Annotated in this window: 14 protein-coding genes, 2 tRNA genes and 1 pseudogene; 11 read left to right on the forward strand and 6 right to left on the reverse strand. The window is 40.2% G+C overall.

Annotation, left to right across the window (positions count from 1 at the left end):
- Positions 1–149: 149 nt before the first annotated feature.
- Positions 150–1,304, reverse strand: coding sequence for a transglutaminase-like domain-containing protein (locus H9N25_RS19625; RefSeq protein WP_190326969.1), 1,155 nt, complete (start codon positions 1,302–1,304; stop codon positions 150–152).
- A gap of 157 nt (positions 1,305–1,461) precedes the next feature.
- Positions 1,462–2,073: a GIN domain-containing protein gene (locus tag H9N25_RS19630; RefSeq protein ID WP_190326970.1), complete on the reverse strand. Its 612-nt coding sequence runs from the start codon at positions 2,071–2,073 to the stop codon at positions 1,462–1,464.
- A 1,386-nt stretch (positions 2,074–3,459) separates the two neighbouring features.
- On the opposite strand from H9N25_RS19630, the gene H9N25_RS19635 reads away from it, so the two are divergent.
- The 4 genes from H9N25_RS19635 to H9N25_RS19650 all read left to right on the forward strand — a co-directional run bounded on the left by H9N25_RS19635 (position 3,460) and on the right by H9N25_RS19650 (position 6,847).
- Positions 3,460–4,041, forward strand: coding sequence for a Crp/Fnr family transcriptional regulator (locus tag H9N25_RS19635; RefSeq protein WP_190326971.1), 582 nt, complete (start codon positions 3,460–3,462; stop codon positions 4,039–4,041).
- 100 nt (positions 4,042–4,141) lie between these two features.
- A complete protein-coding gene (locus H9N25_RS19640) occupies positions 4,142–4,858 on the forward strand; it encodes an alpha/beta fold hydrolase (RefSeq protein WP_190326972.1) in 717 nt (238 codons plus the stop codon).
- A gap of 271 nt (positions 4,859–5,129) precedes the next feature.
- Positions 5,130–6,062, forward strand: a complete 933-nt coding sequence (locus tag H9N25_RS19645; RefSeq protein WP_190326973.1) for a helix-turn-helix domain-containing protein — start codon at positions 5,130–5,132, stop codon at positions 6,060–6,062.
- A 35-nt stretch (positions 6,063–6,097) separates the two neighbouring features.
- Positions 6,098–6,847, forward strand: coding sequence for an SDR family oxidoreductase (locus H9N25_RS19650; protein WP_223833446.1), 750 nt, complete (start codon positions 6,098–6,100; stop codon positions 6,845–6,847).
- A gap of 384 nt (positions 6,848–7,231) precedes the next feature.
- Here H9N25_RS19650 and H9N25_RS19655 read toward each other — a convergent pair whose 3' ends face one another.
- Positions 7,232–7,423 (reverse strand): Arm DNA-binding domain-containing protein, encoded by a 192-nt coding sequence (locus H9N25_RS19655; protein WP_167295822.1) that lies wholly within the window; start codon positions 7,421–7,423, stop codon positions 7,232–7,234.
- Positions 7,424–7,909: 486 nt separating this feature from the next.
- On the opposite strand from H9N25_RS19655, the gene H9N25_RS19660 reads away from it, so the two are divergent.
- Positions 7,910–9,091, forward strand: a complete 1,182-nt coding sequence (locus H9N25_RS19660; RefSeq protein WP_190326974.1) for a DUF4369 domain-containing protein — start codon at positions 7,910–7,912, stop codon at positions 9,089–9,091.
- A 95-nt stretch (positions 9,092–9,186) separates the two neighbouring features.
- Here H9N25_RS19660 and H9N25_RS19665 read toward each other — a convergent pair.
- Together H9N25_RS19665 and H9N25_RS19670 are read right to left on the reverse strand one after the other, a co-directional pair.
- Positions 9,187–9,285: transfer RNA gene (locus tag H9N25_RS19665), tRNA-Arg, on the reverse strand.
- 69 nt (positions 9,286–9,354) lie between these two features.
- Positions 9,355–9,426 (reverse strand) — tRNA-Arg (locus H9N25_RS19670).
- Between the two features lie 344 nt (positions 9,427–9,770).
- On the opposite strand from H9N25_RS19670, the gene H9N25_RS19675 reads away from it, so the two are divergent.
- The 6 genes and pseudogenes from H9N25_RS19675 (at position 9,771) to H9N25_RS19695 (ending at position 20,894) form a co-directional block, all read left to right on the forward strand.
- Entirely contained in the window at positions 9,771–11,543 is a 1,773-nt protein-coding gene (locus tag H9N25_RS19675) for a hypothetical protein (protein ID WP_223833447.1), read from the forward strand.
- A gap of 268 nt (positions 11,544–11,811) precedes the next feature.
- Entirely contained in the window at positions 11,812–12,531 is a 720-nt protein-coding gene (locus H9N25_RS24700) for a hypothetical protein (RefSeq protein WP_223833448.1), read from the forward strand.
- A gap of 11 nt (positions 12,532–12,542) precedes the next feature.
- Positions 12,543–13,199: pseudogene (locus tag H9N25_RS25515) on the forward strand (putative Ig domain-containing protein); the annotation flags it as partial.
- A gap of 456 nt (positions 13,200–13,655) precedes the next feature.
- Positions 13,656–16,790 carry a beta strand repeat-containing protein gene (locus H9N25_RS25520; RefSeq protein WP_407947459.1) on the forward strand — a complete coding sequence of 1,045 codons (3,135 nt, stop codon included), beginning with the start codon at positions 13,656–13,658 and terminating at the stop codon, positions 16,788–16,790.
- Positions 16,787–19,990: an MBG domain-containing protein gene (locus H9N25_RS19690; RefSeq protein ID WP_190326975.1), complete on the forward strand. Its 3,204-nt coding sequence runs from the start codon at positions 16,787–16,789 to the stop codon at positions 19,988–19,990. The genes H9N25_RS25520 and H9N25_RS19690 overlap by 4 nt, the downstream gene beginning before the upstream one ends.
- A gap of 43 nt (positions 19,991–20,033) precedes the next feature.
- Positions 20,034–20,894, forward strand: coding sequence for a PorP/SprF family type IX secretion system membrane protein (locus tag H9N25_RS19695; RefSeq protein WP_190326976.1), 861 nt, complete (start codon positions 20,034–20,036; stop codon positions 20,892–20,894).
- A gap of 261 nt (positions 20,895–21,155) precedes the next feature.
- On the opposite strand, the gene metG is transcribed toward H9N25_RS19695, so the two are convergent.
- Positions 21,156–23,264 carry a methionine--tRNA ligase gene (metG, locus tag H9N25_RS19700; protein ID WP_167295825.1) on the reverse strand — a complete coding sequence of 703 codons (2,109 nt, stop codon included), beginning with the start codon at positions 23,262–23,264 and terminating at the stop codon, positions 21,156–21,158.
- Positions 23,265–23,293 lie beyond the last annotated feature (29 nt).

Consider the following 23,293-nt stretch of genomic DNA (forward strand, 5'->3'; position numbering starts at 1 on the left):
GCTACACTCAGTCTGACGACCGCTATACTCATTTGGGTACCAGGTAGCCGCAAAAAAGCATTTGCGTAAACATTTATCGCCTTATTTTTAAAAAGATCGGTCTCCTTAAGGCTAGCCAAATGGATCGTTTCTGTGTTTTTTATAAAATATTATCTCGGAGTAGTCCAGAACAGCTCAGGATTATTGGTTTTATAATTAATAAACTTAACCCCGGTTTTCTGATTGGTTGATTCCCTTTTCTGCGGCCCCTGAACAATACCGTCCAATGGCAACAGTTCCACATAGGCCACTTCTTTTCCGCTGGTCCAGGTTTCGGTATCATACTGGCTAATCACGGGTGTCTCCAGGCGGTAGAGATTCTTTGCCATATAGGTCTGCAAGTAATATTCTTTAGATTGTAGGGCAGTACGGTTCCAGTTTGCGTCCGCATTTAATACCAGCGGCATGCCTTTGACCAATCGCTCCCTTACTTCTTGAATACCCAGGAGATTGCCTTTTTCATCCATCACATACGAATCAAAGGTAGGGTCAATCCAGATCCATTTCTTAAGGTCCTTGCTGTATACCATATTAATCACATGGCAATCATCAAAGTTGGTTTCTTTTGGCATGCAGGTAATATACCTGGAAGTGATACCCATAGCGAGGTAACATTCGTTGAGTACTGTAGCCAGCATACGGCAGTTTACCCCGCGGTTCTGCTCCCGGCACACCCTGATCAGCTCAATTGCATTTTTTTGGGTTGGGTTATCGCTGTTCCCATCGTGCCTGATCAGATTATGTACCCAATGCATCAGGTTGAAAATTTTGGAAAGCTCATTTCCATTGCCTGCGACCGAATCCAGCTTGAGGTCTTTTTTAATGCGCACCAGGTTGGGGTTGTCCATCGATTGATAGGTAAAGACCGGGATTTCACGCCTGTCAGACAGGTTATATTTTCCCGCCTTTTGAAGTGTATCAAGATAGGCAACAGGCTTCCTAACAGGTGCTTTTGCATCATATTTTACCTGAGTCCTTGCGGTATCGGTTCCATTGACCAGGATAATAAAATCATATTCTCCAACCTTCGGATCGACATTGAATGATATAGATTCCTGATCGGTGTAGAAAGTTACTTTTTTGGCTGAGGTTGTATATACATCCAATTTTTCCTTGGGCACGACAGTCCAGGCATTCTTTCTGATGGGATAGTTATCATCCTTGATATCAACACTGGTAGAAGTTGCCTTAATGATTTTAAGCTTTTTCTGGGCGAATGTGATTGTTGCTGGAAAAAGGAGTAAGAATAGAATGGTGCGTTTCATTTTAATTGGTTTAAGGTTCGGATTTAAATCAAAGACGCCCGAAAACTTCGAAAGGTTGCATTGAATCAAAAACAACAATTAACGGCCTAAAACCAAAGTCGCTGGGTAGAAAAAAAGCCGCCCAATGGGCAGCTTTAACTTATCTGATTGATATGCGCTATTTTGCTAGAACCATTGCATTTTGCTCTGCTTCCATAATCGCTTGAGAAGCATATGATTCTGATTTAAGACTGACAAAGTCAGCTAACTTTACATTTTTCATATTGCTTGCAATCATGGTGCTTTGATCAGCGGTGCCATTTAATTTTAATACCGCATCATCTTTAACAGTGGTATATAAACTGCCTGCGGTTGTTTTAATCTTCGCAGTAGCACTTTGTCCCAAAAATAACTGCAAGTATTTTACATCAAAATTATTGCTGGTAACCACAACCGATTGGCCGTAAGCTTCAATTCTTTCTAAATCTTTTACGGTAATGTTTAGTGTTACCTGGCTTGTTTCCATTGAATTGATGAACAAGGTTTTTCCATCAGTTGACACTGAGGTTTTTGCAGCATCGTAATTGCTGGTTCCTGCTACGTTTTGTTTATCACCTTGCGTTAAGATAAGCTTCACGTTACCACTCACCCAGATCCTGTTGAACTTTGATAAAGAAGAAGTTTTTGTTTCTGTTTTAACTGGCTCAGCGGCAAAAGTTGCCATGGCTGATGAAGTAAATACTACTGCTGTTAATGCTGCTGCGAATATTGTTTTTGCTAAAGTTTTCATATCTTTTATATTTTAGGTTTTTGCTATTGTTTTGTTATTAAGACTCAACAAGACATCAAACGTTGCAGACAAAAACCCGGTATTATACCAGCGTTGGTAACCGCTAGACCAACGCCTGTAATTTCTAGACGAACTGTTATTAATTATTAATGGTTAAAACCATGCTTGCTCATATTAAGCTAATCTTCAAGCTTATCGAATTATGATTTCCTATCGGGTTAGAATAACGAATCGCCTAAACATTATTAATCCAACCCTTTACTTGTAAAAGTGAATTCGGAATGATGATCAATTCATGCCACTTTAAAATCATATAAGTTATGCAAGGAAATATATGTTTAAATGACCTTATGTACGGAAGATCTACAATTGAGAGGAAGAGAAAGATTATTAGTTTGAAATTTCCTGTAAAAATCAATTTTTCCACTTGCCAAACAAAAAAGAGAAGAACTTTTGCAAAAAATTACAAGGTTCTCGTCTTGTGGTCTTCCCCGATCAAATGCCGAACTCTTTTGTTGAGGATTTGAAACAATTAGCACTGATGTTTACATTGGAGGACTGATCAATTGTGCATATCAATAAGGTAGTAGATATCACTTTGCTAGTCCAAACGGGATTAAAGTCGAACCAAATCTTTGAAGATTTGGTCAAATTGGCTTCAATAAATCGAAGTCTATCATTGACCAACTATGAACATCAAGCTGATAACCAGCGCAGATCTTCTAAGACTAAATCCAAACGGCGGAGATTAGGACTTTAAAAATCTTTCCATCCGTTATTAATCTTTTTCAATTACTCCGTAACTGCTAACAATAGACTTTTGTATTAGTTATACAACCGTTATCGTTAATCTGGCGCAGGTATATAATTTTTATTATTATATTCTCAACAGAAACTCTAAAATATTGATGATTTTTTTTTAAAAATCACATTGCGCTGTGAGCCAGATAATTAAAAAAACATATGGTGTGGGTTCGTTCGACTATTTTTTCAGTTTTCAAAACTCTTCATTAACTCCATTCATAATTGACATGCAAATCATTATCAAGTTATCGGTGGTGAATGCTGTAAAAAAATATGTTTTTTGCTTTATACAAATAAATGAATCATTTGATGCACAAGAAAGCTGCATAAATCTTAGAAAGGACTTTGATGTGCCAAACTAGTAATATCTTTATGAAGCAAATATTTCCAATAGCTAATTTTATCGACATAGCCGAGGCTTTTTGTTTGTCCGCAGACTGCAAATCTGCCGTAGTTATATAATCCGGAGTGGAACATCCGGACTAACTTGGATTGTTAGTTCTGAATTCGCAAAGATATTCATTCGGTTTAAGGCGCTAATTTTTTACTATATTGACTACAAAAATATTTGAATAAAAACCTGTGATTATAGACAAACTATTTTCAAGTTTCGATAATTATCTGCCACTTAATTCAGCGGAAAAGCACGACCTGGTGGAGCGGGTTATCCAGCGGAAGATTAAGCGGAGGCAATTCATATTACAGGAGAATGATGTTTGCAAGCATTATACCTTTGTGGCTGAAGGTTGTTTAAAAAAGTTTCAGGTAGATGATAAGGGTACAGAACATAACCTGCAGTTTGCTGCCGAGGGCGACTGGGTTATGGAGATTGTTAGCTTTTACTCCGAAAAGCCAAGCCGTGTTTACATTGAAGCCATAGAACCATCGATTATATTCCAAATCTCCAAGCCTGATCTTTATCATCTGTTTGATAATAATCCTAAGTTCGACAGGAATTTCAGGGTTATTGTAGAAAACCGTTTAGTTGAAGCAGAGAACAGGGTGTTACAGGCGATCAGTTCAACGGCCGAGGAGCGCTATCTTGCTTTTATGAAGCAATACCCACACTTGCTGTCAAGGCTTCCAAACACACAAATTGCGTCATATTTAGGGATTACCCCTGAGTTCTTGAGTAAAGTCCGTAAAGATCTCTTCAAAAAATAGGCGTTACCCTTAATCTACCTTAACGGTATTTCTTAAGTTACCTTATGTGTTGTTTGGGCTATTAACGACTATTTTTGTGTCGTCATCAATTAATAAAAAAATGAACGAGATACAAAAGCTAAATGAAAAAACCTATGTGTTTATTCCTGGCGGGTGGCACGGTGGCTGGGTTTATGAGCCGATAACCGAAAACCTGGAACGGTTAGGAAAAAAGTGTATTTCATTAACCTTACCAGGTCTTGAAACACAATCCGAGATACCAAACAGGATCATAAATTTAGATACGCACATCCAGTTCATCATAGATTTCTTCTTAAAAGAAAACCTCACTGATGTGATCTTATGTGGCCATAGCTATGCCGGACTGGTTATCACAGGTGTTGCAGATAAAATTCCTGAAAGGATATATGCACTTGTTTATATTGATGCCTACATTCCCAAAAATGGAGATTCCTGCTGGAGCCTTACCAGTGAAGTATACCGACAACGTTTTGTAACCGGAGCCGGCAATGATGGTTTCACTGTAGCAGACCGGCCGGGGGTAGATGATCGAAGAAGACCGCATCCGCTGGCAACATTCATGCAAAGTTTACATTTGAAAGGGGATTATGAACGAGTTCTCAACCGTACATTCATTTATCTCAGTAGCTGGGAACAGTCTCCCTTTGTCAAACAATATGAGAACTTAAAAAATTCTCCTGATTGGCATGTTGAAACAATACCTTGCGGACACAATGTGATGAAAGAACGTCCGGATAAATTAGTTGATATTTTATACGGACTGGAAGATAAATATAGTCAGATCTCAAAAAACTAGAATCCATAAACGAGTATTAATTACTGAAAATGGATACTATATAACGAAGTCGAATATTGAAACCCCACACACCAGTTAGGTCAAAAAGACGCATCAAAAGAAACGAAAGGGATTAAAGCGTTAAAGTTCAAACTCAGGTTAAATGCGAAACGTGCGGCAACTTCGCCGAAATACCCAACAGGTAAAACAGTAAGCAGTTCATTAAATAGCCGTAAAAGGTCAAATAAAATAATGGTATTTTTGATAAACGAAAAACGAATAAAAGTGAGTCATGAAAAACTTTATCAAAGATATTCCTAAATATGACTTAAAGAATTTTAAAACTGTTCACAGGGAAAACGAAAAAACTTCTCCATTTGGTTATAACCTTATTCAGAATTCAAAAATTGTACGTGGCTTTGAAATGTATTCCAGTGAAGGTCTTGTAAATTCTATAGGGCCATTAAAATCAGATTTTTATCGTATAAGCATTACCGTTAAAGGTTCCCTGGATATGAAAATTGGTTTAGAGAATTTTCGCCATCAACCCCTAACCTTAGCGTTCACGTTTCCCAACCAGATTTTTTCAAAAAAAAATATTGCATCGGACGCGTTCGGTTATTATATACTATTTAATTCCGATTTTCTGAACGATATAATTCCTGCCATTAAAATAGCCGATGAGTTTCCATTTTACCATTCTTTTGGCAAACCTGTTTTTCAGGTCGCAGCTGAAGAACTGGATGTAATGCTTGAACTACTGATGAAAATAAATGATGAACTACAGGGTGAAAAAGTAGGAAGGGAAAAGGCAATCAAGATATATTTGTATTTATTGTTACTAGAAGCGAAAAGAAGCTATAAAAGGCAGCAGCTTGAAGATGAAAACGGCGACCATCCGGAAAGCTATAAGCTCACCAATCGCTTCAAAAAGCTTGTTGGATTACATTATTTAACTAAAAGACAAGTAGCAGATTATGCTGAAATGTGTGGTGTAAGCCCCAATCACCTCAATAGAACAGTAAAGGAAAACTTAGGCATTACCGCTTCTGAGGCCATAAAGGAAATGCTGTTGCAGGAAGCAAAATTGCTTTTACGATATACGGATAATTCTGTTGCGGAAATTGCATACAAACTCAATTTTACGGAACCTGCATCTTTTAACCGCTTTTTTAAAAGCATTTCAGGAGAAACACCACTTGTATTCCGAAAAATGAATAATTGAGTATATAAAAGGCAGGCTTAGGTCAATTGTTTTGCTTGGTTGAAATAGGAATTTTGTTTCAACTTTTAAAAGCAAAAGATATGACTTTACAAAACAAAAAAATCGTAATTGCCGGCGGCACTTCCGGTATTGGGTTATCCGCAGCATTAATGTTCCAGCAGCAGGGCGCAATTGTTACTGTTACGGGGAGGGATATTGCAAAACTAAATGCAGCAGCTGCTGAAGGATTACTTACTGCTGAAGTGGACAGTTCCAATATCGAAACACTTCAAACATTTTTTCAATCTTTGGGGAAAATTGACCATTTGATTATTGCATTAGGTAGTAACAAAGGGTTGGGTAATTTCATCGACCTCTATTTAGATGACCTACGAAAAGGTTTTGACGAAAAATATTGGTCACATCTCAATACCTTAAAGGCTGCCATTCCTTTTGTTAATCTGAACGGAAGTATTACACTTATCACTGCAATTACTGCGTCTGCAAAATTCGCTGGGACATCCGGCATCGGCTCTATAAATGGAGCTTTGGAAATTATGGTTCCTATTATTGCAAAAGAAATCAAGCCCATTCGTATCAATGCAGTTTCTCCCGGAGTGGTAGACACGCCCTGGTGGGATTTTATGCCCCAAGAAGTGAAACAGCAAACATTTGAAGGGTACGCTTCACAAATCACTGTTGGCAGAATTGCAAAGCCTGAAGATGTAGCAGATGCCATTCTCTTTCTTGCCAAGAACGATTATATGACAGGAAAAATCATTGCCTGTGATGGAGGGCTTTTCTAAAAATTTAAAAAAGGTTGATAAGGAGATTAATGCATCAGTTAGCTCTTTATCAATCTTCTTTTCTGGCTCCCCAAAACAACTACTGAAAATAGTAAAGGATGAAGACCTTTGTAGATAATAGATTGAAGAAATAAACCTACGATCAATTGGTGATTTCCAGTGCATGGAGCTAACTCCCACAAGTATATCGTATTCATTTTTATATTATTGTAAAATGAACCCTCAATACATTGCGCAAGTCAATAAATTTTTACCGGACTTATTGGTAAGAATAAAAGCAAAATACAATCCAATGCGTCAATATTCAGCCGGAACAGGATGCGGCTATCTATAGCTGTTTTTATAATGTAGAAAGAAAAGTTGCCAAAGATGGTGGGGCGCAACTTATGGCTGGGCGCGCAGGCCAGTGCCTTTTCCTTTAAGCGGCGACCAGAAGCTGGGAATAATTTCTCTGCCGACAGAATATTCCGAATGTTTTCCTTTCACAGTAATCCGTAAGTAGATGGGCATCATCTCGCCCTTGATAAAATTTTTTGGTCTTTTCAGATAGAATAAAAGATGAAAATTGTAACTCATAATGATACATTTAAAATTAAACAAATGTACATTTGAGCCAGTGAGCTATCAAGATGTTCGTCGGTATAACTGTATGCAAATCAATATATTACAAAATAATCCAGCACCCGAACATTTCGGAATAATTCTGATTTTGATATTTCAATCAATCTACTGACTTACAGTATCTTACAAAAAATAGTCAATTTTCGACTCACTAAAATTAACCATTCAAAATGGTCGAAAATAGGTCTTAATGCGTTATAAAAACCAAAACAAAATCTTGAAAATCAATGATTTGTGCGACAATGCTCTGGTTTAAATCCAAGGAAGTGGTCCTTAGACTACAAAGCTCGAACTCTTTTATGGTTGATTTGCATTGTGCGGCGGATTTAGAGGATAACTTGGCTGGCTTTTGAAACGCTCTTTTTCTTATTGCTCTAATTGATAAAACATTAAAGTGGTCATCACAAAATATTCTTAGCTTTAGGTGTTAAACCTTAAGCCATGAAACGCTATATATCGTTATTGTTTCTTTTCTTCTTATTTACCGGCATTACCTCAGCACAAGAAAAGAAAGCACCGAATTTTATTTTAAAGGGAACTTTTAGCGGCAAGCACGCCCATGCGATATTTTTATCTTATAAGGATGACCACGGTAAAAATATCGAACATAAGGCTTATCTAAGTAATGGAGCTTTCACATTCAGGGGATTTATTAGTAGTCCTGTTTATGCTTTTGTCAGGAGTGATAAAAAAATAGTCCCGAACAGTCCAGATGTCTCAAATGCTGTTGAAATATTTCTAAGTCCGGGTAATATGACTATATCGTTAATGGAAAACGATTTTGCAAATGCAGTATTAATGGGTTCGCCTATGCAGGATGAATGGATAAAACTATTAACGCTATATAGACCGGTTAATAAAATTAAGGATTCATTATATAAAGCATCATTTGCGATTTCTCGGGGTGGTAATACCCCTAAAAACCATGTTGCTGTTATGGCTTTAGGGGCAAAAATCGATAAATGCAATTTGCAAATTGATCAAATAGATTACAGCTACATCGGGTCACACACAAACTCTTATCTGAGTGCTTATCTGCTAAGCAATTCTATGCAAATGGATATGCGGTTGGATTCAATAGAAATGTTCTACAATTTATTTTCTCAACCCGTTAAAAAAAGCGTCGAAGGTAAGGCAATTAGCAAAATAATATTAAACCGTAAAGCCGCTATGGTGGGAAGCGTTGGTAGGATGCCATTGGGAACTAATTTAGACGGGAGCAGATTTAACCCGCAAACATTTAAAATTGATAACTACTTATTAATTTATTTTTGGGCTGGCTGGGCGAATGATAATGTGTATTTAAAATCTGTTTATAATAAATATCAATCAAAAGGATTAAAAATTCTTGCAGTCTCAACTGAGCCATTCAAAAAAATGTGGCGAGATTCAGTTAAAAAAGAACGAATTGGAATGTGGCAAAATATATTTTCGGATCCTGTGGCTAACCTTGATACTTTTTATAACATAAGGCAAATGGCACCTTCTTTAGTTTTACTTGTAGACAAAAATCGCAGAATCATAGGCCGTTATAGAGGGGTAAATAAGCTTTACAAAATGGATTATAATGAAGAACCATTGGGATTACTCGATAAAAAGTTAGCAACGCTAATTAGCAGATAATTTGCCAAAATTTGTGCCTAACAAAAAGCCTTCAGATTTCCATCTAAAGGCTTTTCAATTTTATTCCCATGCTTGTCATACAGTGGGTCATTTAGTGGTCCCGACGAGAATCGAACTCATATCTAAAGTTTAGGAAACTTCTATTCCCTGCCAGACTGTCGTCATTCAGGCGGGTATACATTGAACTACAGGACTGAGCATTTCAAATATCAATCAATAACTTAAAAATAAAAAAGCCCATCTTTCGATGAGCTTTTCTTCTGTAGCCCCGAGCAGAATCGAACTGCTATCTAAAGTTTAGGAAACTTCTATTCTATCCGTTGAACTACGGGGCCATTTGTTGCGCAAATATAACAAAAGTTTTGTCGCAAGAAAATTCAATTTAGCAAGCACTTATCTAAGGAAATTGTCTTTAAAAACATAAAAAATCAATTTCAACAGATGCCCCTTTTATTTTTATGCGGGTAAAGATTATTTAGTTATAATGCCTTCCTGGAACTTTTCTATAGGCGCCACAAATTGAGTTTACCTTCAGCGTTTCGGCCATCAAAAACACGCATATAAAGTGTTAAAAGTCTTACCTTTCGAGTCTTCCCTAATGCTGAATCGCAATCTGTTTAACCTATCAATTTTAGTTTTAACCCTTCAACTATTAACTGTATTTTAGCGATACCTCTAAATGATGAACAGGTTAATTCTCCTTGCGCTACTATTATGCTGTTGTTCTGTTCCTGTTTTTGCTCAGCAAAAGCTGATCGAACCCCTTATTAATGCCTGGAAAGTTGATGATACCAGCCAAACACATCGGGCAGAGGTTGGTTATGCGCAATTAAAGCTGCAAAAAGAAAATCGGAAGACAAACCTGCCCCAGCATCAGCAACTCATGAAAGCATTGCATGCTTATGTTGGCCAAAACTCAGATGACCGGTTAAAAGTACGGTTAACCATGTACGAAATCTTGGGTAAATTTGAATTGGGCCTGAAAATTCTTCCGCAGGATTCGACAAATATTTACGACTGCATCAAGCTTGCTCACAAATTGAAAGACGACCAGCTTAAGGCCGAAGTATACACCCTTTGTGCAGAGGTTGGCAAGGGAACCAACAGATATGTGCTGTATAACCTAAAAGCGATCGAACTGGAACGTAAGGTTGGGTTTTCGCATTTTAAATATGTACATAACCGTTTCTTTAATGTAAGCCTGGGCTTATACCAGAGCAATAACTACAGAAAAAGTATCGATTATGGTCTACAATGTTTAGCGTTTAAAAATGTAAGAAAAAATACCTGGGACCCACGAGTTTATATTTTTCAGCTGGATATTGTTGGAGCATCCTATCTCAAGCTTAATCAGTACGATAGTGCCAGGTATTATTATCAGCAGATTATAGATACCTTAACAAAAACACCCGATGAAAATGCAAATGTTCAATCTTTATGGCTGGGCATTGCTAAAGGAAACATCGGACATGCATTAATTTTGCAAGGCAAGGAAGCACAGGGCACGCCTTTGGTCTACTTACAATTGCAAAACAGTACGGCAATTAAATCGTACAATAACATGGCTATTGCCCAGAACATCTTAGCCAACCTGGATTTTAAGTACAAAAGATACCAAGAAGCCGTATCTAAATGGAAACAGGCTTACCATTGGGCCTTGCAGAGCGAATATTATGTAGTAGAGCAAAAGCTGCTCTCGTTAAAGGGTATAATGATGTGTTACCGGAAACTTCAGGTGCCCGATAGTGCCTATAAATATGGCGATTTATATAATAGGCTCAATAAAGAACGACTTTTAGAACTTGGCGCTCAGCAGCTCTCGGCCATCAAGGCTAAAATAGAGTTTGATGATATACAAACTAACCTGGAAAACATCAGCACCAAATTGCGGCAGGAGAAAATGACCCGGAATTTTATTTTAGGAGGTATTTTCCTTTTAGCGGTAATTAGCCTTTTGCTTTACAACAGGCAGAAACTGAAAGTTAAGCACGAAACCGAAATTTTAAATCGCGACCGGATGGCCAAAGATCTCGAAATAAAAGAGGCCAGGGAGCGAATCAATTCCTTTGCGCTCAACATGGGGCAAAAAGAAAAACTGATTAGAAACCTTGAAAGAACGATCAAAGCAAACGGAACAGACAACCTCAGCAGTAGCTTGCTTAACTATGTGCTTGTAACAGACGAGGAATGGCACAAGTTTAAGGAAGCATTTAACAAGGCTTATCCTTTGTTTTTTCCTCGATTGAAACAAATTGTTGCTCACTTAAATCCAGCAGAAGAACGTTTGGCGAGTTTAATATGCCTCGATCTAAATAACCAACAAATTGCCAATATGCTTGGCATTAGTGCCTCTAGTGTTGCCCGTAGCAAGCGCAGGTTAAAGCAGCGCATTGCTGTTCCCGAAGGGCAAAGCATCGAAAGCTATATTTGCGATTTGAACGATTTGGTTTAGGCCAACTGCTCAATTGTCCGCTTTTTGTCCGCCCCTTTTTCTTGTCTGATGGCATCTGCTGCGCCTAAATTTGGCCTATGCCCAATCCAAAGCGAACAGACGTACAGGTTATAGTCCTCATTATTTTGGTGGCTTTATTGGTTATGCTACTGGTTTGGTGGCTTTTTGATCAACGTATGCAACAAGTTTAACATACGATGAAAAGTAGGTCCCTTCTCCAGTTTATTGATCATTGGGCAGGCTTAACCGTCATCTAAATTTTTATAAAATGAAAAGAATTTTACCGCTGCTTATCACCCTATTCTATGCAACAACTTTATGGGGGCAAACCAGTACCGAAGCTTTTGAAACCGAATCTCATGGGAGTACAAGTTTTACAGATAATGGTGTTGTTTTTAATATCATTTCCCATGTAAGTGTTTTTGACATTCAAGGAATTTATCCGGGAACAGGATGGAATGGAACTACAATTGATAACAGATACATTGATAATTCTAACGATACTCAGTCCCCTCCCTCTTTCAGCATCAAAACAACCTCTAATTTATTTAAAGTAAACAGATTCTGGATGTTTCTTGCGGCACTGAATCTTAATCTGAATGTAACCGGAAGCATTACCGTAACCGGAAAACTAAATGGTGTAGCAAAATTTTCCCAAACCAAAACTACCGGATTTGCAACAAGCCTGGGCAGTACCAATGGCTATACGCTGATTGATTTGACCAATCTTAACGGGCAAAACTACTCGAACCTAATAATTGATGAGCTGCAGATTACTGCAAACGGAGGATTTAGATATGTTGGTTTAGATGGCTTTACCTGGGTAAAGGATAGCAACCTGATCAATACACTTCCTACCGTAGTTGTTAATCCGGCCACCATTTCGTCAACTACGGTTGGGAATTCTTACAGTCAAACATTTACCGGTAGTGGAGGTACGCCCCTTATTCATTTGCGGTTAGTGCAGGGGCATTACCTGCAGGGTTAAGCTTAAATACGACTTCGGGGGTTTTGACGGGTACCCCCAAAGCTTCCGGAAGTTTTATTTTTACTATAAAAGCCACTGACGCTACTGATGTTTCAGGATCTTACCCGGGCACTAGGCCCTATACTTTGGTTGTTGCCCCTCCCATAACTATAATTGCTCCAAGCTCCATACCTGGTGCTGTCGTTGGTACGGCCTATAGTCAGCCATTTACCGCAACTGGCGGTATTGCACCGTATAGTTACGCAGTAACTAGTGGAACTTTGCCTACAGGATTAACATTAAGCACTGGCGGGGTTTTAAGTGGAACGCCAACCAGTGGGGGCATTTTTAGTTTTACAATTACCGCTACAGGTTCATCAACCGGAACAGGTGCGCCACATATTGGAATACAAGCCTATACTTTAACGGTAACTACACCAACTATTGTAGTAAGCCCTTCAACTTTGCCAAATGCAAGCACAGCTACTGCTTATAACCACACAATTACTGCCAGTGGGGGAACAGCACCGTATACATTTGCCATTACAGCCGGCGCTTTGCCGGTGGGTTTAGCATTTAGCTCTACAGGTGTTTTGAGTGGCCAGGCAACAACCATCGGGACTTTTAATTTCACTGTAACGAGCACCGATGCCTCTAGGGGTAGTGGGCCTTATATAGGTACGAGAGCGTATTCTTTAACAGTAAAAAATCCGACGCCCGTGCCAGACGCAAATGGTGTCCTTTACGTAAAGAAAGGAAGCAATGGTGCTGGAGATAGCTGGGCTAATGCCATGCCTGAATTGGCCGATGCATTAATTGCAGCCAGAAACCTAAATATGGTTGCGGCGGGTGCGGTAAAGCAAATTTGGGTGGCAGGAGGTACTTACAAACCATTATATAATCCTGCCGATAATGATTTCGGCAATCCTGCAGGGCGGGATAATGCCTTTTTGCTGGTAAAAGATGTAAAACTCTACGGTGGCTTCGCCGGAACAGAAACGATGCTTGCTAATCGTAATTTGACTTTAACAAGCAATAAAAGTATACTTAGCGGAGATATTGACAATAACGATGCTTTAACTGATAACCTTTCTACCACCATCAATGGCAATAATAGCTACCACGTGGTAGTTTCGGCTGCCGCAATGGGCGCTGCCGAACTGAATGGGTTTACCATTACGGGGGGCAGTGCAAATACAAACAGTTTTACAACCGTCAACGGTGAACTGATTACAAGGAACAATGGAGGAGCACTATATAACATTAATGCCACTTTAGCTTTAAGCAATTTAATCATTGCTTACAACAAAGCTTCGTTCGAAGGGGCAGGTATCTATAATTACAATAAGGCAACCGTCAACGCCAGTCGTACAAGTATTACGAACAATACTGCCACTGTGAACGGGGGAGGTATTTTTAGTGATTCGTTTGGGTCATCGCTGAACCTGAGCAATATGATCGTGGGCGGCAACAATACCAATGGAAATGGCGGTGGTATATGCGATTATTCGATAAGTGGGAGTTCGAACTTTACCAATTTGCTGGTCTATGGCAATACAGCAGGATCATTGGGAGGTGGGATGTATCTTTCGAGTGCCACAACTACATTAACCAATTTGAGCATAGTAGCGAATACGTCCATTACCGGTGGCGGTTTGCACAACGAGCGCCAATCTCCTGTTATTTATAACAGTATCATATTTGGTAATAATAGTGGTATTAACAATAATAATAGTACACCGGTAATCAAAAACAGCTTGGTGCAAGGGTTAAGCAGTACCGCGAATGGTAATATAAATGCGACTGGAGTTTTAATAAATAATCTATTTATGACACCATTGTCTGCGGGGCTTAGTACGGGTGGAGATTATCGCCTTAAAGCAGGAAGCCCTGGCATCAATGCCGGGGATAAAGCTCTTTTTACAGGCTTAGATGCAAATACCACAGACTTGGATGGCAATGCCCGTCTAAACGGAACTCAGATCGATTTGGGAGCGTACGAGAGCCAAGGCAACTCTGCCCCGATACCAGATGGAAGCGGAATAGTTTATGTAAAACAGGGCGGCGCGGGAACCTATGAAGGTAATAGTTGGGCCAATGCTGCTCCCGAGCTGTCTGATGCCCTTTTGGCTACCAAAAATAATATTGCCATTAAACAAATTTGGGTAGCTGGAGGTACTTACAAGCCATTATATAGTCCTGCCGATAATAACTTTGGCGCTTCTGCAGGGCGAGATAATGCCTTTTTGCTGGTTAAGGATGTGAAGCTCTACGGAGGTTTTGCCGGGACTGAAACAACGCTTGCCCAAAGAGATCTGACATTGACCGTTAATAAAAGTACGCTCAGTGGCGATTTTAACAATGACGATGTTATAAGCGGTGTGGGAGCTACCCTCAATTTTGCCAACAACAGTGAAAATGCCTACCATGTGCTCATCTCAGCAGGTGATGTAGGCCTTGCCGAATTGGATGGCTTCACCATTAAAGGGGGGAATGGAAGTGGAGGCAGTATCACGGTTAACGCTTTGGCTATATCTAAAAACCAGGGTGGGGGAATAAACATCACTTCATCCAGCCCTACGATTACCAATTGTATTTTTGAAAACAACAATGTTTCAACCGGTATGGGCGGAGCCATTTTTACAAGTGCACCAGCTAATGGCGCAGCCGCCAGTCCGGTAATTGCCAAAAGTAGCTTTGTAAATAATAAATGTAGCAATATTGCTGGTCAGGGCTGGGGCGATGAAGGTGGAGGGGCCATGTATAATACTGGTTCAGGTCCGGTTATTTCCGATTGCAGTTTTATGGGCAATCTAGTTACAGGTAGCCGGTTCGGCGGAGCAATTGCTAACATGGCATCAACAGCTCAATTTAGTAATGTAACCATTAGTAATAATTTTTCACTCGGAACCAGTAGCGGGGGTGGTGGAATAGCGAATATTAGTACAGGTACGGTTAGGCTAATTAATGTGGTGCTGAGTGGAAACAGTACAGATGCTAATGGAGGGGCCATGTATAATAGTTTTGGAGCAATACCAATGCTTATTAATGTGCTCATTAGTGGCAATGCCGCCAACAATGGTGCGGGCATTTATAATAACAATTCATCACCTGTATTAACTAATGTTACTATTGGTGGCAACCTATCTAATACAGGAGGCGTAATCTTCAATACCAATAGCGCTTCGCCACAAGTACAAAATACCATTGTGTTTGGCAATAGTGCAGGCATAGTAAACAATACAGGTACAGATGTGCCCATTTATAAAAATAGTTTGGTACAGGGAGCCAGCGGTGCCGGATTGATCGCTTTTAACGGAACAGCAACAGATTTATTTGTATCGCCGTCTGTGCCAGCTTTAACAGCCGCTGGCGATTATAGGCCAAAAACAGGGGCCGCTCTTATAAATGCCGGCGACCAAAACCTCTTTTCGGGTCTGAATGCCAACACCAAAGACCTTGATGGCAATCCACGTTTAACAGGTACCAATATTGATTTGGGTGCTTACGAAGCGCTGGTGCAATTGCAAACCATTACTGCCCATAATTTAAGCAAAACCTATGGCGATTTGGCTTTCGAACCTGGTGCAACCGCAAGTTCGGGTTTAACGGTTGCCTATGTTTCTGCTGATAATAGCATTGCCGAAGCCTTTCAGGATGCAACAGATGGCAACAAGTGGAAGCTGAACATTAAAAAGGCCGGCACGGTAAACATTACGGCAAGCCAGCCAGGTAATGGTGCCTATAGTCCGGCTCCAAATGTAGTGTTTAGCCTCACTATTGGCCAAAGGCCTGTAACGGTTAGCCTAAAATCTACTGCTGCGTTAACCAAAACATATGATGCCAATACTGCTGGAATGGTTCAGGTTACAGACCTTGAATTGAGCATTGGCGATATCATTAACAATGACGATGTACAATTAAGTTTAAATTCTGGCATGGCTCAATACAATAGCAAAGATGCCGGAACAGGAAAGACGATTACCCTGCCCATAGCCAATGTTTTATTGACTGGCGCACAGGCGGGAAATTATAAAGTAGCAAATATTAGCGACCTCTCAAGTTCTGCGGCTTCAATTACACCAAAGCCATTAACCATTACCGCAAACAATTTTAGCAAGGTATATAATGGTTTGGGTTATAGCGGTGGCAATGGGGTAAGCTATGGTACATTTGCCTTAGGCGAAGATCCAAGCGTGCTTTCCGGAACATTGAGTTTTGGTGGCACCGCTCAGGGCGCGATAAATACGGGCAATTATACCATTGTTCCCAGGGATTGAGTGCAACTAATTATGCCATCAGTTATTTAAACGGACAATTGGTTATTTCGCTTAATCATGTAAATACCTTAACTTTTAATGCCCAAACTGCGGGCAGCCTATTAACCAAAACCTATGGCGATGCCGATCTCAATGCATCGGCCAATGCCAGTTCCGGGTTAACAGCAACTTACCAAAGCAGCAATCCATCGGTAGCTACCATAAATGCTTCGGGTCAGGTAAACTTATTGGGAACAGGTACAACCACCCTAACAGTAAGCCAGGCCGGCGATGCGAATTATGGCCCGGCTACTCCAATAAGTTTCCAGTTGCAGGTTACCAAGAAAAGGTTGACCGTTACCGCAAACGATTTTAGTAAAACCTATGATGCACTTGCCTATGCCGGTGGAAATGGTGTAAGCTATAATGGTTTTGTAAATGGCGAAACCCAGGCTGTATTAAGTGGAACATTAGTTTATGGAGGTAACGCACAGGGTGCTGTAAATACAGGGAATTATGTAATCACGCCCAGCGGATTGCTTGCCGCCAATTACGATTTCGACTACAAAAACGGAACGCTAAGCATTGTGCCATCTGGGGCCAACGTAATTACGTTTAATAACCAGATAACAGGTGCTGTGCTCCAGTTAACATACGGAAATACTGTTGTTGATGCTTCGGCTATTGCTTCATCGGGATTGCCGGTGAATTATGCTAGCAGCAATCCTGCGGTGGCTTCGGTTAATGCAAGCGGACAGGTACATATTTTGGCTGCGGGAACGGCGACGATAACGGCTAGTCAGCCCGGAGATGTGAACCATAGCGCGGCCACTCCGGTAAATTTCATCATCAATGTGCAGCAAAAAACACTAACTATTACCGCCAATAATTTCAATAAAACCTATAATGCGGTAGCTTACACCGGAGGAAATGGAGTAAGCTATAATGGATTTGTTAATGGAGAAAATGAACAGGTTCTGCAAGGTACCTTAAGTTATACAGGCACTGCAATTGGGGCCAAAGATGTGGGAAGTTATTTTATCAGCCCAACAGGCTATACCTCAGGCAACTATGCCATTACTTATCAGGATGGAAGCTTAACCATAACCAAAGCAGGATTAACTATAACGGCAGAGGCCAAAAGCAAGGTTTATGGCGATGTCGACCCCTCACTGACCTACACCAGTTCAGGTTTGGTTCGTACTGATGTGGTTACAGGTGCCTTAACCAGAGCAACTGACGAAAATGTGGGGACTTATGCAATCGCCCAAGGAACTTTAGATGCAGGTCCTAATTACAGCATTACTTACGTACCCGCCAACTTAACGATTACCAATAAAGTGCTAACTATCACTGCCCAAGCCAAAAGCAAGGTTTATGGCAATGGCGATCCCTCGCTTACCTACACCAGTTCGGGTTTAGTTGGTACTGATGTGGTTACAGGTGCCTTAACCAGAGCAACTGGCGAAAATGTGGGGACTTATGCAATCGCCCAAGGAACTTTAGATGCAGGTGCTAATTACAGCATTACTTACCTACCAGCCGACTTAACGATTACCAATAAAGTGCTAACCATTATTGCCCAAGCCAAAAACAAGGTTTATGGCGATGGCGATCCCTCGCTTACCTACACCAGTTCGGGTTTGGTTGGTACTGATGTGGTTACAGGTGCCTTAATCAGGGCAACCGGCGAAAATGTGGGGACTTATGCAATCGCCCAAGGAACTTTAGATGCAGGTGCTAATTACAGCATTACTTACCTACCAGCCAACTTAACGATTACCAATAAAGTGCTAACCATTACTGCCCAAGCCAAAAACAAGGTTTATGGCGATGGCGATCCCTCGCTTACCTACACCAGGTCGGGTTTGGTTGGTACTGATGTGGTTACAGGTGCCTTAATCAGGGCAACTGGCGAAAATGTGGGGACTTATGCAATTATCCAAGGAAGCCTTTCGGCGGGCACCAATTACACCATCGCTTATGCACCAGCTAATTTTACCATTACTTCAAAAACCTTGACGGTAACAGCTCAGGCAAAAAACAAAGTATATGGCGATACTGATCCTGTACTAACCTATACCAGTACTGGTTTGGTAGGCGCAGATGTGCTTAAGGGCGCATTGCTAAGGGCTATTGGCGAGAATGTTGGTACCTTTAACATTAATCAAGGGAGTTTAACGGCGGGAAGCAATTATAGCATCAACTATGTTTCTGCCGACTTAACAATTATCGCAAAAACATTAATCATTACTGCGGCTGCAAAAAGTAAGGTTTATGGCGATGTTGATCCGGTATTAACCTATACCGCCAGCGGTTTGGTAGGCGCTGATGTACTTGCAGGCTCATTAGCAAGAACAGTTGGCGAAAACGCAGGCAGTTATAGCATTAGACAAGGAAACCTGGACGCTGGTATAAATTATGCCATTACTTATCATCCAGCTAGCCTAACCATCACCAAAGCTGTGCTTACCATAACAGCCAATAATAAGACGATGTGTCAAAGTACTAACCCTCCGGCTCTTGATGCAAGTTATTCAGGCTTTAAATATGGCGACAATGAAAATAACCTTAGTACCAAACCCACGGTAACTGCTAATGCCAATAGTAATTCTTTGGCTGGTACCTACACATTAACGCCCGCTGGTGCAGTTGCCAATAACTATAGTTTTAACTATGTAAGTGGAAGCTTAACCATCAATGCATTGCCCGCTATTGAGATTTTGAGCAGTAAAGGAAATAGTGTAAGTAAAGGCGAAATGTTAAGTTTAACGGCAACAGGAGGCAATACCTATAGTTGGGCTAATGCTAATGGAATTATTTCAGGGCAAAATACAGCCGTGCTTAATATTAGGCCGAGCCAAACCACAACCTACATTGTTACGGCAAGAAATGCCAGTGGCTGTAGCCTGAGCAGTAGCTTTACCATAAACGTTCGTGATGATTTCCAAGCTGTAAAAGCCAATAACATTCTTACACCTAACGGTGATGGCGTAAACGATCTTTGGACTGTGGAAAACATAGATGCGTATCCAGACAATCTGGTACGGGTGTTTGATCGGGCCGGAAGAATCTTATTCACCCAAAAAGGGTATAATAATACATGGGACGGAACAGTAAACGGACAGGCACTGGCAGAAGGTACTTATTATTACATCATCGATTTTGGGCCTGAAAAATTAAAACAAAAAGGGTTCATTACAATCATCAGGCAACAATAACACCATGTAGAACTTGGAGTCAAGTTCCTCTAATTTAACTCATATGAAAATCAGGCTTTCAATTATTATTGCTATCGCTTGTTGCGCTCCAACAGTACTCAGGGCACAGCTCAACCCCTTGCAGGCACAATATTACACGAACCGCTATTTAGGCAACCCGGCCATGGCAGGGATTGAGAAAGGATGGGCATTAAGCCTATCTCATCGTTCACAGTTCAGCGATATTCCTGGCGCACCAGTAATACAGAACCTAACGGCAGAATATGGTTACAAAAAGGTTGGTATTGGCATTAATGTAACGTTAGATAAGGCTGGTCTGCAACGATATGTACGTGCATTGGCCAGCTATGCTTATCACTTGCAAATTAACGAAGCATCCACGTTGCATTTTGGCCTTTCAGCAGGAATAAGAAACCAACGTTTAGCTGTAGACGAAATTAACGGTAATCCGAATGATAATTTAGTCAGCCTTTATAATCAACGTCAAACCTATTTCGATGGTGATTTCGGATTGGCGTTAACAACTGGTAAAATCAGCTTGGAAGTAGCATTGCCCAACCTAAAGAATTTATTCTGGAATAATAGTATGGTAGCTGATTTACCCATTTTTTATTCGGCTTTTAGTTATAAAATTGCCGTAAATGAGGCCGAATTAGAACCAAAAATTGTTTTTAGAGGTATTAAAGGTTTTGATCATATATGGGATACAGGTGCGCAACTAAGTTTTGCAAAGAAACAGATACTATTAAACGGCTTTTACCACACTAGCGGAAGTGCGAGTTTTGGTATTGGAATGGATTATCAGCAAAAATATCTCCTTGGTTTTTCACATACTTTGCAAACTACATCATTATCCAATTACACCAATGGCGATTTTGAGGTTAACCTTCGATTGAAGTTTTAAACAACAATAGTTTATTGAAAGAGTCAGTTTTGATAGGATAAAATATTTATTGTCCCTAACTGCTCGTCCGCTCACATTAAGTTGAATGACTTCCATATTCATCAAATCCAGTTATTAAGGAGTAGATGAGTCTGATAGGAGTCCGGTTTTTATGAAAATACTCGGACTCCCATCGGATTTATTTTATGTTTATAAGCGCACCATTGGCGACATGATCCAACAGAATATGTAGAATAATACACCTCCGAATGCTGAACTGCCCTATCTCACCACACTCCCATCCTCAAACTTACTTGTAGGTGCCACAAAAGTGAGTTTGCCTTCTGCATTTTCGGCCATTAAAATCATACCTTGTGATAAAATACCTTTGATCTCCCTTGGCGCCAGGTTAACAACCATACTTACCTGTTTGCCAACAATGTCTTCAGGTTTATAATATTCGGCAATACCAGAAACCACTGTTCTTTCATCAATGCCTGTATTTACCGTTAATTTTAACAGTTTTTTGGTTTTCTCTACTTTTTCTGCGGCTATAATTGTGGCAACACGGATATCTATTGCCGAGAAATCGTCAAACTGGATATTTTCTTTTGCTGGAACAGCAACAACATTATTAGCCGCATTGCTGGCTTTGCTTTGATTCAGTTTCTCGATCTGGAAGTCGATCTCTGCATCTTCAATTTTATCAAATAAGAGCACTGCTTCTCCAATATCGTGACCACGTTTTAACAGGCTAACCGTACCAGCATCAGCCCAATCATGACCGCCATTTTGGAGCATCTTCATTAACTTTTCGGCTGTAAACGGCAAGAAAGGTTCGATCAGGATCTGAATATTGGCCGCTATTTGAAGCGCAATATGTAAGATTGTTCTTACGCGGTCCTCGTCGGTTTTAATGAGTTTCCAAGGCTCAGTTTCGGCCAGATACTTATTACCCAACCGGGCTACGTTCATTACTTCCGATAAAGCCTCTCTAAAACGGTAGTTTTCTATAGATGCAGAGATTTTAGCAGGGTAACCAGCCAGCTCATCAATAACCGCCTGATCTACATCAGTAATTTCCATGCAGGTAGGCACTGAACCACCAAAATATTTATGCGTAAGTACCACCACGCGGTTTACAAAATTGCCAAGTATAGCAACCAGCTCATTATTATTTCTGGCCTGAAAATCTTTCCAGGTAAAATCGTTATCCTTAGTTTCAGGAGCTGTAGCAGTTAACACATAACGCAATACATCTTGTTTTCCTTCAAACTCTCTTAAATATTCGTTCAGCCAAACTGCCCAGTTCTTAGAAGTTGATATTTTCTGTCCTTCTAAGTTTAAGAATTCGTTTGCAGGCACATTATCAGCCAATGTATATTCGCCATGGGCCATTAGCATTGCAGGGAAAATAATGCAATGGAAAACGATATTATCTTTACCAATAAAGTGAACTAATTTGGTTTCGTCGCTTTTCCAGTATTCTTCCCAGCCACATTTATCGCTTTCGTAACTATTGATGTAATATTCTTCTGCTTTAGGATTCCACACATCAAGCTTCGCATAGTTACACAGCTCTTTGGTTGCAGAAATATATCCAATAGGTGCATCGAACCATACATAAAGTACTTTACCCTCGGCATCGCGAAGTGGAACACGTACACCCCAATCTAAATCTCTGGTCATTGCCCTTGGTTGTAAACCTGCATTTAACCAGCTTTGGCATTGACCATACACATTTGGGCGCCATTCTTTATGACTTTCGATATAAGCCCTTAAACGGTCTTCATACTTATCAAGTGGTAGAAACCAGTTTTTAGTTTCTTTTAAAATTGGTTTATCGCCTGATAAGGTCGATTTTGGATTGATTAGATCGGTCGCATTGAGCGTAGACCCACAGTTTTCGCACTGATCGCCATAAGCATTTTCGTTACCGCATTTAGGGCAGGTACCTGTGATGTAACGATCGGCCAAAAATTGCTTAGCGGTTGCATCATAATATTGCTCGGTAATTTCTTCAGTAAAAACCCCTTTTTCGTAAAGTGTTTCGAAGAAATCAGCAGCAGTTTGATGGTGGGTAAGCGAAGAAGTCCGGTGATAGATATCGAAAGATACCCCGAACTCTTTAAAGGAATCGCCAATAATTTTATGGTACTTATCTACCACTTCCTGTGGAGTTATCCCTTCCTTTTTGGCCTTTAAAGTAATCGGAACGCCGTTTTCGTCAGATCCACAGATGAATTTTACATCGCGCTTATTCGATCTTAAATAACGGGCATAAATATCTGCAGGAATGTAAACACCAGCCAGGTGCCCAATATGAACTGGTCCATTGGTATATGGAAGCGCTGCAGTTACGGTATATCTTTTTATTTTACTATTATCCAAAACAATTTTTATTAATTTGGCAAAGATAA

It is taken from the genome of Pedobacter riviphilus, from assembly GCF_014692875.1.
In the GTDB taxonomy this organism is placed as follows: domain Bacteria; phylum Bacteroidota; class Bacteroidia; order Sphingobacteriales; family Sphingobacteriaceae; genus Pedobacter; species Pedobacter riviphilus.

Excerpts from the sequence above, each read along its gene's own strand:
- H9N25_RS19660 (WP_190326974.1), top strand. The coding sequence starts at position 7,910 with ATGAAACGCTATATATCGTTATTGTTTCTTTTCTTCTTATTTACCGGC.
- H9N25_RS19655 (WP_167295822.1), bottom strand. The coding sequence starts at position 7,423 with ATGAGTTACAATTTTCATCTTTTATTCTATCTGAAAAGACCAAAAAAT.
- H9N25_RS19630 (WP_190326970.1), bottom strand. The coding sequence starts at position 2,073 with ATGAAAACTTTAGCAAAAACAATATTCGCAGCAGCATTAACAGCAGTA.
- H9N25_RS19675 (WP_223833447.1), top strand. The coding sequence starts at position 9,771 with ATGATGAACAGGTTAATTCTCCTTGCGCTACTATTATGCTGTTGTTCT.
- H9N25_RS19645 (WP_190326973.1), top strand. The coding sequence starts at position 5,130 with ATGAAAAACTTTATCAAAGATATTCCTAAATATGACTTAAAGAATTTT.
- H9N25_RS19640 (WP_190326972.1), top strand. The coding sequence starts at position 4,142 with ATGAACGAGATACAAAAGCTAAATGAAAAAACCTATGTGTTTATTCCT.
- H9N25_RS19625 (WP_190326969.1), bottom strand. The coding sequence starts at position 1,304 with ATGAAACGCACCATTCTATTCTTACTCCTTTTTCCAGCAACAATCACA.
- H9N25_RS24700 (WP_223833448.1), top strand. The coding sequence starts at position 11,812 with ATGAAAAGAATTTTACCGCTGCTTATCACCCTATTCTATGCAACAACT.
- H9N25_RS19695 (WP_190326976.1), top strand. The coding sequence starts at position 20,034 with ATGAAAATCAGGCTTTCAATTATTATTGCTATCGCTTGTTGCGCTCCA.
- H9N25_RS25520 (WP_407947459.1), top strand. The coding sequence starts at position 13,656 with ATGGGCGCTGCCGAACTGAATGGGTTTACCATTACGGGGGGCAGTGCA.